Origin of the sequence: Streptomyces mobaraensis (assembly GCF_020099395.1) — a bacterium.
Classification (GTDB): domain Bacteria; phylum Actinomycetota; class Actinomycetes; order Streptomycetales; family Streptomycetaceae; genus Streptomyces.
On record NZ_CP083590.1, the window covers coordinates 1358136 to 1375191 of the forward strand.

12 protein-coding genes and 1 CRISPR repeat array are annotated in these 17056 nt (G+C 70.6%); of the genes, 7 read left to right on the forward strand and 5 right to left on the reverse strand.

Annotated features, from left to right (window positions below):
* Positions 1–561 precede the first annotated feature (561 nt).
* From casA to cas2e, 7 genes are all read left to right on the forward strand, one after another.
* Positions 562–5325 carry a type I-E CRISPR-associated protein Cse1/CasA gene (gene casA / locus K7I03_RS05705; RefSeq protein ID WP_185943508.1) on the forward strand — a complete coding sequence of 1588 codons (4764 nt, stop codon included), beginning with the start codon at positions 562–564 and terminating at the stop codon, positions 5323–5325.
* A 226-nt stretch (positions 5326–5551) separates the two neighbouring features.
* Positions 5552–6343: a type I-E CRISPR-associated protein Cse2/CasB gene (gene casB / locus K7I03_RS05710; protein ID WP_224346907.1), complete on the forward strand. Its 792-nt coding sequence runs from the start codon at positions 5552–5554 to the stop codon at positions 6341–6343.
* 137 nt (positions 6344–6480) lie between these two features.
* The gene (gene cas7e / locus K7I03_RS05715) at positions 6481–7701 is read left to right on the forward strand and encodes a type I-E CRISPR-associated protein Cas7/Cse4/CasC (protein WP_185943510.1); all 1221 of its coding nucleotides are present in this window, start codon (positions 6481–6483) and stop codon (positions 7699–7701) included.
* On the forward strand, positions 7698–8471 hold the full coding sequence (cas5e, locus tag K7I03_RS05720) for a type I-E CRISPR-associated protein Cas5/CasD (protein WP_185943511.1): 774 nt from the start codon (positions 7698–7700) through the stop codon (positions 8469–8471). The genes cas7e and cas5e overlap by 4 nt, the downstream gene beginning before the upstream one ends.
* Positions 8471–9196, forward strand: a complete 726-nt coding sequence (gene cas6e / locus K7I03_RS05725) for a type I-E CRISPR-associated protein Cas6/Cse3/CasE (RefSeq protein WP_185943512.1) — start codon at positions 8471–8473, stop codon at positions 9194–9196. The genes cas5e and cas6e overlap by 1 nt, the downstream gene beginning before the upstream one ends.
* Complete coding sequence (gene cas1e / locus K7I03_RS05730) at positions 9193–10149, forward strand: type I-E CRISPR-associated endonuclease Cas1e (protein ID WP_185943513.1); 957 nt, start codon at positions 9193–9195, stop codon at positions 10147–10149. Before cas6e ends, cas1e begins: the two co-directional genes overlap by 4 nt.
* Positions 10146–10511 carry a type I-E CRISPR-associated endoribonuclease Cas2e gene (gene cas2e, locus K7I03_RS05735; RefSeq protein WP_185943514.1) on the forward strand — a complete coding sequence of 122 codons (366 nt, stop codon included), beginning with the start codon at positions 10146–10148 and terminating at the stop codon, positions 10509–10511. The genes cas1e and cas2e overlap by 4 nt, the downstream gene beginning before the upstream one ends.
* Positions 10512–10629: 118 nt before the next feature.
* Positions 10630–11757: a CRISPR direct-repeat array (repeat unit 29 nt; unit sequence GTGGTCCCCGCGCACGCGGGGGTGGTCCC).
* Positions 11758–11872: 115 nt separating this feature from the next.
* On the opposite strand, the gene K7I03_RS05740 is transcribed toward cas2e, so the two are convergent.
* The 5 genes from K7I03_RS05740 to K7I03_RS05760 form a co-directional block, all read right to left on the reverse strand.
* Positions 11873–12859 carry an aldo/keto reductase gene (locus K7I03_RS05740; RefSeq protein WP_185943515.1) on the reverse strand — a complete coding sequence of 329 codons (987 nt, stop codon included), beginning with the start codon at positions 12857–12859 and terminating at the stop codon, positions 11873–11875.
* 96 nt (positions 12860–12955) lie between these two features.
* Positions 12956–14227 (reverse strand): FAD-dependent monooxygenase, encoded by a 1272-nt coding sequence (locus K7I03_RS05745; protein WP_185943516.1) that lies wholly within the window; start codon positions 14225–14227, stop codon positions 12956–12958.
* 63 nt (positions 14228–14290) lie between these two features.
* Positions 14291–15220 carry an SAM-dependent methyltransferase gene (locus K7I03_RS05750; protein WP_185943517.1) on the reverse strand — a complete coding sequence of 310 codons (930 nt, stop codon included), beginning with the start codon at positions 15218–15220 and terminating at the stop codon, positions 14291–14293.
* A gap of 203 nt (positions 15221–15423) precedes the next feature.
* Complete coding sequence (locus K7I03_RS05755; RefSeq protein ID WP_185943518.1) at positions 15424–16074, reverse strand: isochorismatase family protein; 651 nt, start codon at positions 16072–16074, stop codon at positions 15424–15426.
* 39 nt (positions 16075–16113) lie between these two features.
* Complete coding sequence (locus K7I03_RS05760) at positions 16114–16899, reverse strand: 2,3-dihydro-2,3-dihydroxybenzoate dehydrogenase (RefSeq protein WP_185943519.1); 786 nt, start codon at positions 16897–16899, stop codon at positions 16114–16116.
* Positions 16900–17056: the final 157 nt, after the last annotated feature.

Consider the following 17056-nt stretch of genomic DNA (forward strand, 5'->3'; position numbering starts at 1 on the left):
TGACCCCTGAGAGTTGGTCCACCCGACCCAAGGGCGTTTCTAATCCCCGCCTGTGCGGGGCTCCATCCATCAGCCAACTGAGAGTTGGCTGCACCCAACTACGGTTTCAAAACAGGTAAGTTGACGCCCACAGACCCGTATCGGTGCTACGGTGACTCACCAACCGCGCCGGATGCAGCAGGCTCGTCCGAACCGTCTCCGGCCCGGTCGCCCTCACGCAAAACGGCCGGGCCCGATGCGCTTAGCGACGACGTCGGAACCCGGCCTGCTCCCATCAAGCAATGAAGGAGCAGAGCCATGATAGCTCTGGCGAACTGCACGCCCCAACCCCCCGGCTTGAGCCCTGACCAGGGGTTATGGCTCGTTTCGCTCGCCGCCACCTGCCCCGACACATGGTCCACAGCCGCGATATGGGGTGTGGTCACCGTGACGGCCGCCCTCCTGCTGCGTCCACGGCCGTCGGCCGACGCGTGATCCAGTGAGCGCCCGGCGCCGCATCCTGTCGGCGCCGGGCGCTCATCGCCTCTCACCTCAGCACCTCAGACCGCGGAGGCCTCGCAGATGCCCAGCGCTCCCGTCGAGCCCGACGCAGAGCCCCTGTCCAGCACCCCCTTCCCAGCGCTTTCCCCGGCAGCGCGCACGGCTTGGGCCAAGCACGACCGCAAGACCGACGGATGGCTGCCCCTCTGGCGCCACATGGCCGACAGCGCGGCAATCGCGGGGCAACTGTGGGACGAGTGGATTCCGAACAACGTCAAGAACCTGATAGCGGAGACGCTTCCCCAAGGGGCGGAGGACGCCCGCCGCCTCATCGTCTTCCTCGCCGCTTCCCACGACACCGGAAAGGCAACCCCCGCTTTCGCCTGTCAGGTTGACTCTCTGGCCGACCGCATGCGAGCAGTGGGGCTCCACATGCGGTCGGCCAAGGAATACGGCCAGGACCGCAAGCTGGCGCCGCACGGCCTGGCCGGTCAACTACTGCTCCAGGAATGGATGTCCGAGCGTCACGGCTTGGACACCCGCGTCTCGGGCCAGTTCTCTGTCATCGCGGGAGGTCACCACGGCACACCACCCGAGCACCAGCAGATGCAGGACCTGCGCATGCGCCCGTGGCTGCTGCGCCACCCCGGTGAAAGCGAGAGCGTTTGGCGCGACCTCCAGTACGAGCTGATGGACGGGTGTGCCGAGCTCGCGGACGTCACCCACCGATTCACCGCTTGGCGGCACGTGCGATTGCCACAGCCGCTGCAAGTACTGCTGACCGCCCTCGTCATCCTGGCCGACTGGATCGCCAGCGCCCCTGAGCTGTTCCCCTACGATCCCGACACCTGGTTGCCGGCCGGCCCGACCGGCGAGGCCCGCCGGTTGAAGGCTGCCTGGAGGGGCCTGGACCTGCCCAGGCCCTGGACGCCGGAGGAGCCGGCCGAGCCGGCCGAGGAACTGGTCGCCAAGCGCTTCGCCTTGCCGCAGGGAGCTTCCCCCCGGCCGGTCCAGACCGAAGCCGTCCGCATGGCCCGGCGCATGTCGCCGGCGGGGCTGTTGATGATCGAGGCTCCCATGGGCGAGGGGAAGACAGAGGCGGCGCTCACAGCAGCCGAAATTCTCGCGGCGCGCACGGGTGCCGGCGGCTGTCTCATCGCGCTCCCCACTCGCGCAACGGGGGACGCCATGTTCCTCCGTGTCCTCGAATGGCTGCACCACCTGCCGCTCGACGGCCCCCGCTCCGTCGTCCTGGCCCACGCCAAAGCCGCGCTCAACGACGTCTGGGACGGCTTGGTGCGCACCAGGCACCGTGCCATCGCCGCCGTCGACCAAGACGGCACCGAGCGGATCGAGGCTAAGCTCGGCCCAGGACGTACATCCCCCACCGGCCTGCACGCTCATCAGTGGCTGCGCGGGCGGAAGAAGCAGCTCCTCGCCTCCTTCGCCGTCGGCACCGTCGACCAGGTGCTGTTCGCGGGACTGAAGAGTCGCCACTTGGCACTGCGCCACCTCGCCGTGGCGGGCAAGGTAGTCGTCATCGACGAAGTGCACGCCTACGACGCCTACATGAACCGATACCTGGATCGCGTCCTGGAGTGGCTGGCCGCCTACCAGGTTCCCGTCGTCCTGCTTTCCGCAACTCTTCCGGCCGACCGGCGGCGAGCACTCGCCCAAGCCTATGCAGGCCCGGAGGCGTCGCTCGACGGAGTCGCCGACGACAGCTATCCCCTGATCACCGCCGTCTCCCCCGGCTCCCCCGCACTCACCGCACATCCGGCTCCGGCCGCCGGGCGCCGCACCGAGGTGGCACTGGAGCGCCTGGACGACGACCTCGGACTGCTGGCCGACCGGCTCGAAGCGGAACTTGCCGACGGCGGCTGCGCCCTGGTCGTCCGCAACACAGTGAACCGCGCCCTCCAAGCAGCCGATGCGTTGCGAGAGCGATTCGGCGAGCAGGCCGTGACCATCGCGCACTCCCGATTCCTGGCGGCAGACCGCGCAGCGAGGGATGCCAAGCTGCGGAAGGTCTTCGGACCTCAGGGCGATCGCCCCGTCGAACCGCACATCGTCGTGGCCACCCAGGTCATCGAGCAATCCCTCGATATCGACTTCGACCTGCTCGTCACGGACCTCGCCCCTGCCGACCTCGTGCTCCAGCGCCTGGGACGGCTCCACCGCCACCCCAGGCAGCGTCCGCCACGTTTGTCCCGGGCGCGCTGCCTCGTCACCGGGGTCAAGGACTGGCGAACGGCACCGGTCCAGCCTGTCGAAGCGTCGTGCGTGGTCTACGGAGGCTCGGCTCGCAGAGGAACGTACGCCCTCTGGCGTTCACTCGCCGTGCTGACGCCCTACCTGGACGGGAAGCCTCTCGTCCTCCCTGACCACATCAGCCCCGTTGTGCAAGATGCCTACCGCGACGAGAAGGCGCATGCCGTACCGCCGGCTTGGGCCGAGGCGTGGGAAGCGTCACGAGCCGAACACGACCGCCTCCTCGCGGACAAACGGAAGAACGCGGCGTCCTTCCTGCTGGGTCCCGTCCGCCGGGCCGGGCGCCCGATCTACGGATGGCTGGGAGCCGGCACCGGTGACACAGACGACACCTCGGCCGGCCGAGCACAGGTGCGCGATAGCAAGGACAGCCTGGAAGTCCTGGTCATCCAGCGGCAGCGCGACGGACGGCTGACCACCGTTCCCTGGCTCGACAAGGGACGCGGCGCACTGGAACTCCCCCTCGACTTTCCCCCGGACCGGCGCGCCGCCGAAGCTGTGGCCGCCAGTGCGCTGACTCTGCCGGGGGAGTTCTGTCATCCCGGGATCATTGAGCGGACCATCGAGGAGCTGGAGCGCTTCATGGTCCCTGCCTGGCAGGTCAGAGAGTGCCCGTGGCTGGCAGGCGAGTTGTTTCTCGTTCTCGACGAGAACTGTCAGACCTCTCTGGCAGGATTCGTGCTCAGCTACAGCGAGGACGACGGCCTTCGCGTGGCACCCTCCGGCGTGCCCACGCAGACCGTTACTGGTGCGGCCCCCCCTTCCGAGGCCGGCCCCCGCACTGGAGAGGACGAAGACGGTGAAGAGACCGACGCGCGCGAACAGGAACGGGCCGACGCTGCCGCCACCGCGAACCCGGCGGAGCCGCACCGGGATGAGGACGCCCTTATGACCTCCCTGGCCCTCTCGTCCCGGCAACCGACGGCCGTTCCAGCGCCGAAGACCACATTTGACCTCACCACTTCCCCGTGGCTGCCCGTCCAGCGCCTCGACGGAACCGTCGAAGAGGTCTCGTTGTGCGAGCTCTTCCAGCAGGCTCACGAACTGCGCCGGCTCGTGGGCGACTTGCCCACCCAGGACTTCGCCCTTCTCCGATTGCTGCTGGCCATCCTTTACGACGCTCTCGACGGCCGCCCCCGGGACCTGGAGGAATGGGGCGAACTCTGGCAGTCCAAGAACCCGTTCGATACGGTGCCGGGCTATCTGGGTAGTTATCGCGGGCACTTCGACCTATTGCACCCCGAGCGGCCGTTCTTCCAGGTGGCGGATTTGCACACGGAGAGAGGCGAAGTCGCCTCTCTCAACCGGATCGTCGCCGACGTCCCCAACGGTGACCCCTTCTTCGCCATGCGCCGCCCGGGCGTCGACCGGCTGACCTACGCGGAAGCGGCGCGTTGGGTCGTGCACGCGCACGCGTACGACCCATCGGGCATCAAGTCCGGCATGGTGGGCGACAGCAGAAAGAAGGCGGGGAAGGTCTACCCACAGGGTGTCGGAGTCCTTGGCACCCTCGGAGGGATTTTCGCAGAAGGGGCGAACCTCCGACAGACGCTGCTGCTGAATCTGATCGCCCTGGACGAGGACATCGTCGAGACGCCGGAAGGCAGGCCCTCCGCGCAAGGGGACGCGCCGAGCTGGCGACGGCCCCCGTACGGCGCCGGGCCCGCGGACGAGACCCCGACCGGCCTGCGACATCTGTACACCTGGCAGGCCCGGCGAATCCGCCTGCACGTCGAGGACGGAGCGGTGACCGGCGTCGTGCTCGGATACGGCGATCCCCTCGCACTGGCCACTCCCTGGAAAGCGGAGCCCATGTCGGGCTGGCGGCGCAGCCCCGCGCAAGAGAAGAAGCAGGGTCGCCCGCTCGTGTACATGCCGAAACAGCACGATCCGAGTCGCGCGGCCTGGCGTGGCCTGGAGGCCCTTCTCCCGGAGCGGCGTTCCGAGACGGACGACCAACGCGGCGGGAAGCCTTCACTCACACTTCCCTCCGGAGTCGCCAGTTGGCTCGCGATGCTCACCGAGGAAGGAGAGCTGGAGCCCTTCGCGCCCTTGCGTCTGCGGACGGTGGGCGTCGTGTACGGAACCCAGCAGTCGGTGGTGGACGAGGTCGTCGACGACGCCGTGGTACTGCCCGCGATCACTCTGCACCGTGACGAGCCTCTCTTCCGCGCGACGGCTGTGGACGCGGTCCACGACGCGGACAAAGCGGTCAAAGCCTTGGGCGATCTCGCCGGCAACCTCGCCCGGGCCACGGGCTCGGATCCTGCCCCGGCCACGGCGGGCGCCCGGGACCTGGGCTTCGGTGACCTGGACGGTCCGTTCCGCAGGTGGCTCATGGACCTGGCCGGCCCGTCCGATCTGCGGACAGCCCGCGCGCAGTGGCAACTCACTGTGCGTCGACGCCTCCTGCGACTGAGGCGGACCCTGCTGGACTCGGTGGGCCCGGCCGCTTCGGAGGGCCGGATCGTCGACGTGCCCGGCATCGGAAAGCGCTGGGTCAACGACGCCCAAGCCGATCTCTGGTTCCGCAGGCGGCTTCACAAGGTGCTACCCCTCGCGGAGCAGCGGTAGGGGAAAAGCTCCGGAGCCGTCCCGCATCAGGGCGGATCACCGCTGCCTCCAGTCCGCGCTGTCCAGTAGAGGACACTCGCCCTCATCATCCGACGGAGTACCGCGCATGACCACCGCACGCCCTCGCACTGTCACCCCACCGACGCCCTCTGATACCTCCGTCCGCTCGATCACCCTGGCCGGCCGTGCCGCACGGCGCTGCGTCCAACGCCTCCAACAGCAGTACATGAACGACAACGCGGCGGCCGTGGCGACCCTCGCACGCCTACGGCGGGGAGTCGGCCACGCGGCACACGAGTCGGTCGAGTCCTGGGGCCTCGACGGCCTGGAAGACCTCGCGCAACTCCGGCTGGAGGAGGCAGAGGCAAGAGACGGGGAAGTACCCACGGAATCCGTCAGTAGGTCCCATCGCCACCGCGGCGAGGCGGACGAAAAGGCCGCGGAAGAGGCCGTCCATCTGGCCGTCACGCTGTGGGCACTGCACCAGCAATCCATCCGTGACACGGGAATGCACCAGCCCGAATGGCCCTTCGGCCGGTCGATGCGGCGTTTGGCCGCAGGGAAGACCGGCACCCCTGAAGCGGCGCGCCCGTCGGGCGAGAGCCAGCCCCTGAGCGATGGCGGAGACGAGGCGAAGCGCACTCCTTCGTCCGGCGGCCGGGCATCCGATGACGAACTGAGTGACAGCCTCCGCAAGCGCTTTGTCCGCGTTGGGACGGCGAACTCGTTCGAAGTGTTGGCGACACGGCTGCGGGAAGTGGTGCTGCTGCTTCGGGCGGCCCGCATCCCCATCGACTACGGCCGGCTCGCCGACCAACTGTACTGGTGGCAGAACGAGCGGCTACGGGCGCAAGTACGACTGGCCTGGGGGCGGGATTTCCACTGGTTCCACGCGGAGGACAGGCCGTCCGAAGCGGGAACCAAGCCATCCGGTGACACGGACGAGACGAGCGGTGGAGCATCTCGTCCCGGCTGGACTGACCAACACGACGCCGAGGACATCGAATCCGGCGACTGACACGCGGCTTGGCGAGTCACCACTCCCGCGTCTTGAGTGTGGGCCGCGCCTTGATCCGGTCTCGTCTCCGAGATGTACCACGTGCACAACACAGACTGAGAATCTGAAAACTCTACGCTGACACGAATGGACTTCCTGTGGCACGCACCATTCTCGACATCCACATCCTTCAGACCGTCCCGCCCAGCAACCTCAACCGCGACGACACCGGGAGCCCCAAGTCGGCCATGTACGGCGGCGTTCGGCGGGCACGCGTCTCCAGTCAGGCGTGGAAGCGGGCCACGCGGAAGGCGTTCGGCGAGCTGCTGCCTCCGTCGGAGCTCGGGGTGCGGACGAAGAAGGTGGCCGACGCGCTCGCGGAGCGTGTCAGGGAGCTGAACGGATCCCTGCCGGAATCCACGGCGCTCGAGCTGGCGGCCGAGATGATGCGCATCGCCACAGGCTCCAAGATCGACACGCCCGCACGGAAGGCGAAGGGAGACCAGTCCGAGGGCGACGCCGGCGCGGCCACCCCGGAGTCGGCCTATCTCATGTTCCTGAGTACGCGGCAGCTGGACGCTCTCGCCGAACTCACCCTCGCGGCAAGCGGCGCGGACGCCAGCGTCACGGCGCTCAAGGAATTCTTCAAGGCCAAAGAGAACAAGCTCAGGGCACGGCAAGCCGTCAACACCCGACACTCCGTGGACATCTGCCTGTTCGGTCGCATGGTGGCCGATTCCGCAGACCTGAACGTCGAGGCCGCCACGCAGGTCGCGCACGCGATCAGCGTCCACGCCTCCGAGATCGAATCCGACTACTTCACCGCCGTGGACGATCGGAACACGGACGCCGAGACAGGTGCCGGAATGATCGGTTCTGTCGACTTCAACAGCGCGACGCTCTACCGGTACGCTGCCGTCGACGTCGACGAACTCCACCGGAATCTGGGTGCCGGGCTGCGGGAGGACGAGTCACCCACCACCCCGGTGCAGAAAGCGGTGAGCGCGTTCGTCGAGGCGTTCATCACGTCTCTCCCGACCGGGAAGATCAACACGTTCGGCAACCACACCCTGCCGTCTGCGGTCGTCGTCAAGCTCCGCACCCGGCGCCCGATCAGCTTCGTGGGTGCCTTCGAGGAGCCGGTGTGGCAGGACCGGGTAAGCGGCGGCTTCCTGCGGAAGGGCTGCGAGCGGTTGGCCGGTTATGTGCCGGAGTTGGAGAAGCAGTACGACCTCTCCGATCCGGCGGAGCGTGGCTGGGTCTTCCGCGTGGGTTCGGAGACCAAGGCACTCTCGGTCCTCGGCTCCGAAGTCACGCTCAAGGACCTGCTCCACGACCTGGAGAACGCCGTGGCGGAGCGTCTGGGACGCGGCGCATGAGCGTGCTCCTGATGCGGCTCGCCGGTCCCCTCCAGTCGTGGGGTTCGGCCTCCCGCTTCGCCCGGCGAGGTACGGAGAACGCTCCCACGAAGAGCGGTGTCGTCGGGTTGCTCGCCGCCGCGCTCGGCCGCGGCCGGGAGGAAGACCTCTCCGACCTGGCGGCGCTGCGGTACGGCGTCCGGATCGACCAGCCCGGGACACGGCTGCGCGATTACCAGACCGCGCACCACGCCGACTCGGGCAAGGCCATGCCGGTATCGGAACGCTTCTACCTCGCGGACGCGGTGTTCGTGGCGGGGATGGAAGGGGAAGCAGAGCTGCTGTGGCGGCTCTACGACGGTCTGAAGGCGCCACGGTTCCTGCCATATCTCGGTCGCCGTTCCTGCCCGCCCTCCCAGCCGATCGACGTAGGACCGCCGAAAGAGGCGAACCTCGAGCAGGCGCTGCGGGAACACCCCTGGCAGGCCTCCAGGTGGTATCGGCAGCGGTTGTCGTCCGAGACCACCCTCGAAGGCCATCAGGCCGCCCCGGACCACCTTGACCTGCTGATCGACTGCCCTCCTGGGGAGACACCGGATCTCACGATCAGGGATGTCCCGTCGAGCTTCTCCCCGCGCCACCGGCGGTACGGCCTCCGCGGGGTCCGTACCGGTTCGCCCGTCCCTCCAGTCCTGACAGACCCGGCCGACGACGACTCGCCCACCAGCCACGATCCGACAATGGCGCTCGTCGAAGTCGGCCGGGCCGAAGTGCCTCCGAGGTCGACCTGATGTACCTGACTCGCTTTCGCATCAATACCGCTCGTTCGGACGCCCGACGGTTGCTCGGATCGCCTCATCTGATGCACGGCGCTGTGAACATGTCCTTTCCCGAGCCTCCGCCCCGCGACGGGCAGGGGCCCCGGGTGCTGTGGCGTGTGGACGCCGACCACCGGGCGGACACCAAGCTCTTCATCGTCAGTCCCACCCGCCCGGACCTTACACATCTGGTGGAGCAGGCCGGTTGGCCCACGCTCGACCAGCCGGGGTGGTCGACGTTCGCGTACGGCAAGTTCCTCGACGACCTGTCCGCCGGGGACATGTGGGGCTTCCGGCTCACCGCCAACCCGGTGCACCACATCCGGCGCGCCCAGGATCCCAAGGGCTCACCGACGAAGAGGGCCGCTCACAAGACGCCCTTTCACCAGACGCGCTGGCTGCTGGACCGACAGGACAAGTCAGGATTCGAGGTGATGCGGAAGGCACCCGAGCGTCGGCTGACCCAGTTCGGTGACGAGCACGAGCTCATCGTGCGGGACCAGGTCCCCCTGCAGTTCCGCCGTCCTCCGGCTCCTCGCGCAGGGGCGGACGTCCGCTTCACCCGGGTCACCTACGACGGTCTGCTGCGCGTCACGGACCCTGGCACCTTCCGGCGAACGCTCACACACGGTATCGGCAAGGCGAAGGCGTACGGCTGCGGCCTGATGACCCTCGCTCCGGTGAGGAGCGGCCGATGACGACCGTCAGCCGTCGGGGCGCCTCGTCGCCGCGGGAGCTCAACCGCGTCGCGGACCGGATGTCGTTCGTCTACCTGGAGCGGTGTGTCGTGCACCGCGAGGACAATGCGATCACCGCGACCGACGCGGACGGAGTCACCCACATTCCGTCCGCCACCATCGGAACCCTGCTCCTCGGGCCCGGAACGAAGGTGACGCACCAGGCGATGTCCGTCCTCGGGGAGTGCGGCGCCGGTGCGGTGTGGGTGGGCGAGCACGGGGTGCGGTATTACGCGGGCGGGCGGGCGCTGACGCGCTCTTCTGCACTCGCCGAGGCGCAGGCACTGGTATGGGCCAATCAGCGCAGCCGCCTGGAAGTCGCGCGGGCGATGTATCGCCTGCGCTTCCCGGACGAGGACCCTGCCGGACGCAGCCGCGACGAACTCTTGAGGATGGAGGGTCGAAGGGTCAAGCAGCGCTACCGCCAGGAGTCGATCCGCACCGGGGTTCCCTGGCGCCGCCGCGAGTACCACCGCGACGACTTCTCGGCCGGCGACGCGCCCAACCAGGGGATCACGGCCGCCGCCCAGTGCATGTACGGCATCGCTCATGCGGTCGTTGCGGCACTCGGGTGCTCGCCCGCGCTGGGATTCGTCCACTCCGGTCACGAGCGGTCCTTCGTCCTCGACATCGCGGACCTCTACAAAACGGAGGTCGGGATTCCCGCGGCTTTCGACGCGGCGGCCGAGGGCCCGGAGGACGTCGCCTCCCGCACGCGGAGAGCTCTCCGAGACCGCATCAACGAGACAGGGTTGCTGGGGCGATGCGTGAAGGACATCAAACAGCTCTTGACACTTGATGCCGACGTGGACTCCCCCGAGGAGCAGGCGGAGTTGGACCGGGTGACGCTGCAGTCGGACGGCGGAGCCCTGGTGGAAAGCGGACGGAACTACGGGGACGAGCCGATCTGGTGACCGTCATCATCCTCACCAACTGTCCGGCCGGACTACGCGGATTCCTCACCCGCTGGCTGCTGGAGATCTCCCCCGGCGTCTTCATCGGCTCGCCCTCAGCCCGCGTGCGCGACATCCTCTGGGCCGAGGTCCGCCAGTACTCAGGCCACGGGCGCGCCCTCCTGGCCCACCAGACGAACAACGAGCAGGGCTACACCTTCCTCACACACGACCACGCCTGGCATCCCACGGACCACGAGGGCCTCACCCTCATCCACCGCCCTTCGACCACGACTCGCAGCGAAACTTCCGCAGAGCAGCGGTCTGTGCCCCGGCAGGGGTGGAGCAATGCCTCTAAGCGGCGACGGTTCGGGGGGCGTTGAGGTGCCGGGTGGTGGCGTTGCCCTGCCGAGCGAAATGAGAGCTATGCCCGTAAAGTCTGTCTCCGTGAAGATGAGTAAAAACTGGGTGCGGAGCGGATAAGGGTGCAGGTCAGCTCCTGTGGTCCCCGCGCACGCGGGGGTGGTCCCCCTGTCGTGGCCATCGTCGCGGCGATCCTGGCGTGGTCCCCGCGCACGCGGGGGTGGTCCCGCTGTTGGTCGTTGCCGGGACCTTGCCAGAATGTGGTCCCCGCGCACGCGGGGGTGGTCCGAGCGGGCGGCGCGGCGGGAGCTGCGTCGGCTGGTGGTCCCCGCGCACGCGGGGGTGGTCCCACCGCCCACCGCAGTTCCCCCACCCATTCCCGGTGGTCCCCGCGCACGCGGGGGTGGTCCCCGAGGGACGTAGTAGGAGCTGTCGGTGAACTGGTGGTCCCCGCGCACGCGGGGGTGGTCCCAGGCCATGCCCGAACGCCCCCTGCTAGCCCTGGTGGTCCCCGCGCACGCGGGGGTGGTCCCGCGCTGGAGTACCACGTCAACGGCGTTGTCGAGTGGTCCCCGCGCACGCGGGGGTGGTCCCACCCAGCTCACGAAGACGGAGCACCAGGCCATGTGGTCCCCGCGCACGCGGGGGTGGTCCCGGTGCAAGGTCACACCATCCGAGGAGCCCCATGTGGTCCCCGCGCACGCGGGGGTGGTCCCCAGCTCACCGTCTCCGTCCCCGACGACACCGTGTGGTCCCCGCGCACGCGGGGGTGGTCCCGCTCGGTTCTGCTCGCCCGATGGCTGGCTGATGTGGTCCCCGCGCACGCGGGGGTGGTCCCACGAAACGATTCTTCGACGTCCTGCTGGAGCGGTGGTCCCCGCGCACGCGGGGGTGGTCCCTGTGGCCCGGCATGCTCATTCAGATCCCCGCCGTGGTCCCCGCGCACGCGGGGGTGGTCCACAAGATCACGACCGCGTTCGGGTACGACGCCGGTGGTCCCCGCGCACGCGGGGGTGGTCCCCTGCTCGCCGTACGCGCCCCGCACCGCCAGGAGTGGTCCCCGCGCACGCGGGGGTGGTCCCTGGTGATGGGCCGGACAAGGCACAGGTGAGCTGGTGGTCCCCGCGCACGCGGGGGTGGTCCAACGACGCTGCCTCGGGAGCAGCGGATCGTGCTGTGGTCCCCGCGCACGCGGGGGTGGTCCCACCTCGGCGTAGGCGTCCTCCAGCTCCATGGCGTGGTCCCCGCGCACGCGGGGTGGTCCCATGTCCAGCAGCAAGCAGATGACGATCACCGCGGTGGCCCCGTCACGCTGGGGGGACCCCGGTAGCCGGGACCCCGCACCGCCGGAGGCGGATGCCCCGTGCGCTCGGAGCTTCGCCTACCGCCGCAACCCCAGCACCCGGTGCGGCCGGTACGGCGCCTCCAGGCGGGCGGTCTCGTCGTCCGTCAGGGTCAGGTCGACGGCGGCGACCGCGTCGTCCACGTGGGAGGTGCGGGTGGCGCCGATGATCGGGGCCGCCACGACCGGTTTGGCGAGGAGCCAGGCGAGGGCCACGCGGGCCGGGGGGAGGGCGCGGGTGGTGGCCACCGCGCGGACGGCGTCCACCACGTCGAAGTCCGCTTCCTCGTAGAGGCGGCGGGCGAGTTCGTCGTTGCCGGAGCGGAGGGTGCGGTGGGTGCCGGCGCGGTCGCGGGTGCCGGTGAGCATGCCGCGGGCCAGGGGGCTCCAGGGGATGCAGCTGACGTTCTCGTCGCGGCAGAGGGGGATCATTTCGCGCTCCTCCTCGCGGTAGAGGAGGTTGTAGTAGTTCTGCATGGATATGAACGGGGTCCAGCCGTTGGCCCGGGCCAGGTGTTGCGCCTTGGCGAACTGCCAGGCCCACATGCTGGAGGCGCCCAGGGCCCGCACCTTGCCGGCGACGACGAGTTCGTGCAGCGCCTCCAGGGTCTCCTCGATGGGCGTGTCGTAGTCCCAGCGGTGGATCTGGTAGAGGTCGACGTGGTCGGTGCCGAGGCGGCGGAGGGAGGCGTCGATGGCCTTGACGATGTGTTTGCGGGACAGGCCGCGGTCGTCGGGGCCCGGGCCCATCGGGAAGTAGACCTTGGTGGCGAGGACGTAGTCCTCACGGCGCGGGAAGAGGCGGGAGAGCAGGCGTCCCGTGATCTCCTCGCTGAGGCCGGACGAGTACATGTCGGCCGTGTCGAAGAACGTGACGCCCGCCTCGGCCGCGCGGCGGACGACGGGTTCGGCGGCCTCCTCGTCCAGGAACCACTTCTGCGCGGTGGGGCCGCCGCCGTAGCTCATCATGCCCAGGCATATCCGGGACACCTTCAGGTCCGAGCCACCCAGTTGTACGTAGCGCACGTCGTCTCCCGTTCCTCGCGGTGATCGGTCCTTGCCGCTCAGCTCACAGAGGCATCCTGCGGCCCGGGCCGGTGGAATTGAAGACGTGTGCAGGGGTCAGGGCCGGGCCCGTGGGGTGTACGAGGGGCGGGAGTTGAGGGCGGCGGCCCCGCCGGCCGCCCTCCGGTGGGCGGCCGCGGCGCGTTCCAGGTCGCGTCGCGCGTCCGGGCCTCCGGCGGCCGTGCGGGCCCGGGCGGCGCGGTCCATCTCGCGGTTGGCGAGGACGACGGCCGCGGTGGGGGCCTTGCGCTCGTCCTCGTACGCCGCCAGCGCCCGGACGGGGTCCGGTTCGGTGGCGAGGCGGTGGGCGAGGACGCGGGCGTCGAGCACCGCCTGGGAGCCGCCGTTGGCGCCGGAGGGGTACGCGGGGTGGGCGGCGTCGCCGAGGAGGGTGACGCGGCCCTCGCCCCAGGACGGGAGGGGGTCGCGGTCGGCCATGGGGTATTCGAGGATCCGCTCGGCGCCGGCGAGCAGCGCGGGCAGGTCCGTCCAGTCGAACCGCCAGTCCGCGTAGTACGGGAGGACGTCCGCCAGGCGGCCGGGGCGGTTCCAGAGCGCGTCGCCGGCGAGCGGGCCGGGGGCGCCCGTCGGCACCGCGCACACCCAGTTGAGGAGCGTACGGCCGCGCGCGAGGGCCGCGGGCGAGATCTGGTAGGCGACGAACTGGGTGTTCCGCTCGTCGGAGGCGAGGAGCAGCGCGTTGCCCGGCGGAAAGGCGTCGGTCTCGGTGACGCCCCGCCACATGGTGACGCCGCTCCACCGGAGCGGGCCCTGGGCGGGGTGGAGGCGGGCGCGGAGCCGGGAGTGGATGCCGTCGGCGGCGACGAGGACCCGGGCGGCGTGGCGCTCGTGCCGGTCGGTGGTCCGGTCGAGGGCGTGGACGTGGACGGCGTCGGGGGTCTGGGTGAAGTCCTCGACGCGGATGCCGGTCCGGACGGCCTCCGGGCCGATCCGCTCTCTCACCGTTCTCAGCAGCATCATCTGTAAGTCGCCGCGGTGCACAGAGTACTGCGGCCAGCGGTAACCGGCGGCCGTGCCGCGCGGGTCGCTGTAGCGGACGGTGCCGTACCGGTCCGTGAAGACGTGGGCGACGGCGGGGACACCGATCGCGGCCAGCTCGTCGGCCAGGCCGAGTTCGTGCAGCTCCCGGACGGCGGCGGGCTGCAGGTTGATGCCCACGCCGAGCGGGGAGATCCGGCGCGAGGACTCCAGGACGAGCGGCCGGATGCCGACGGCGTGCAGGCTGAGGGCGGTGGTGAGGCCGCCAATGCCGCCGCCGGCTATCACGACGTCCCTTTCCGGTACTTGGGCAGGGCGGGGTGGGGTCATGTCGTCATGTCTCCTCATCGAGGGGAGGGAGGGGGCGAGCCCCCGGCGTCGCCGCGCCGCGGTTCAGCGCACGGCGTGGACGAGTTCGCCGCCGCGCGGCCCCGCCTCCGGCCACCGTCCGAGGGCCTTGCCCACCGCCGCGTAGGTCGCCGTCTCCGGCCGCCAGCCCCGCTCGGTGAACAGCGGAGCGGCCTCGTCGGTGCCGTACCGCCACCCGGCGCCCGAGCGTTCGAGGAAGCTCAGCATCGGGCGGACGGCCGGGTCGTGGAACAGGGAGCCCGCGACGAAGTCGGTGAGGAGGTGGCTGCCGGGAGCGGAGAGTTCGGTGATGCGGTCGAGGAGACGGAGGACGTCCCCCTCCTCCAGGTACTGGGTGAGACCCTCGACCAGCCAGCAGGCGGGCTCGCCGGGGCGGAAACCGGCCGCCGTGAGCGGCCCGGCCCAGTCGGCGGCGAGGTCGGCGCCGACCGGCACCCGGCGGGCGCAGCGCGGCGCGGCGTCGCCGAGCAGCGACTCCTTCAGCCGCAGCAGGTCCGGGCGGTCGACCTCGTAGAGGACGGTCGTGGGGAGGGGGAGGCGGTAGGCGCGGCTGTCCATGCCCGCGGCGAGGAGGACGAGTTGGCGGGGTGCGCCGGGGGTGCCGGGGGTGCTGGGGGCTCCGGAGGGGGCGGGGGTGCCGGAGGGGGCGGGGGCTCCGGGGACTCCGGGGGCGGCGGCAGCCCCGCCCGTGACCGTCAGGAGGTGGTCGTCGAAGTAGCGGGTGCGGACGGATATGGCCTCCACCACGCCGGCCCGGTCGGCCAGTCTCCGGCCCGTCTCGCCGGCGAGGACGGCGGCGAACGGGTCGTCGAAGAGCCGGTCAGGCCGCTCGGACTCGCGGGCGCGCAGGGCGGCCGTCATCCGGGCGGTGGCGGCGACGGGGTCGAGGCGGTCGGAGGGGGCGTCGGCACCGTCAACGGGCACATCGGGGCGGTCGGCGGTCGAGTCGTGCATCGCGGTGAGGCTCCGTTCGTCGGTCGCTGGTACGGGCGCCGGGCGCCCGGTGACTCACCCCCGTTTGGTGCAGCCCTCCCGTACTACCACGCACGGGAACAAGCGGATAAGGGGACCGTGTGGCGGGTGTTCCCTACGGGACGGGTGGTGTGGACGAGGTCAGGAGTTCACTCACCACCGCCCCCAGCAGCTCCACCGCGCGGTCACGCGGCCCGCTCCGGGGCGACGGCGGCCAGCGCGGCGGCGGTGGGGAGGACGACGGCGCAGCGCGTCGCCGCGTACTCCAGGGCCATGCGGTGGTACCCGGCCGTGAAGTCGGCGACGGCGTCGGCGACCACGAACGTCTCGATGTCGTTCGAGAACGCCTCGTGGGCGGACATCAGGATGCCGACGTGCGCGTAAACGCCGCAGATGACCAGCTGGTCACGTTCTTGACGACGCATCAGATCGAGCAGGCCGGTGCGGCAGAACGCGGAGGGCCGCCACTTGGTCAGCACCACGTCCCCCTCCGCGGGCGCCACCTCGGGGACGACCGCCCGGTGCTCCTCCCCCGCCGGCATCCCGGCGCCCCAGATGTCCTTCAGCAGGCCGCGCTGCTCGTCGGTCATCCCGCCGGGCTGCGCCGTGTAGACGACGGGCGCGCCGGCGCCGGCCCACGCCCCGCGCAGCGCCGCGACGTTGGTGACGAGCTCGGCGGCCGGGGACTGCCCAGCGGGGAACGGGCGCAGGAAGTAGTGCTGCATGTCGTGGACGAGCAGCACCGCGCGCCGGGGGTCGACGGTCCAGCCCGCGGTGTTCTCCGGGAGGGAGCCGGGGGTCGGCATGGGGTACGGGGCTATCGGCGGGATGGCCACGGTGCGTCCTTTCCATGAGGGAGTGGCGGCGGCGTGGCGTCAGGCGCCGAGGGTGGCTCCGCCGTCGACGGTGAGGTGGTGCATCGTGATGTGCGCGGCGCGGTCGGAGAGCAGGAACAGGACCGCGTCGGCGATGTCCTCGGGGCGGGCGACCTTCCGGAGCGGGATGCCGAGGCGGTACTCCTCCGGCACGCCGTCGACCGAGTGCGCGCGGGCGGCGTCCGCGTCGTCCCAGAGGGCCGTGAGCATGGCGGTGTCCGTCGAGCCGGGGCCGACCACGTTGCACCGGACGCCGCAGGCGGCGAGCTCCAGGCCGAGGCAGGCGGTGAACATGCTCGCGGCGGCCTTGGAGGCGGCGTAGGCGGCGAGGTTCATGCGCGGGGTGCGGCCGGCGTTGGAGGCGATGGTGACGATGGCGCCGGAGCGGCGGCGGGCCATCCGGTCGGCGACGGCCCGGCTGACGTGGAAGACGCCGGTGGCGTTGACGCCGAGCACGGCGTTCCAGTCGGCCTCGGTGAGCTCGCGGACGCTGCCGGAGCGCAGGATTCCGGCACCGTTGACAAGGTGGGTGAGCGGCCCGAGTTCGCGCTCCGCCGTGTCGACGGCCGCCGCGACCCCGGCGGCGGAGGTGACGTCGGCGGGCAGGGCGAGGACCCGCCGGCCGGCACCGGCCAGGTCGGCGGCCAGGGCCGCCAGCGCGTCCTCGTCCCGGTCCAGCAGGGCCACGGCCACACCCTCGGCGGCCAGGGCGCGGGCCACGGCCTCGCCTATGCCGCCCGCGGCGCCGGTGACGAGCGCCGTGCCGTGCAGTCCGAACACCGTCATGTGTGGGGTCTCCTTCGTCGGCGGGCCCGGACGCCGTCCGGGGCGGTGCCCGGACTCCGGGCGGAGCGGGAGCCGGACGCTTCGGGGCAGTTCACCGTGGAGCCGTCGCACGTCGGGGCACGCTTGCCGGGGACTGCCGCCCCCGGAGGCGCCAGGG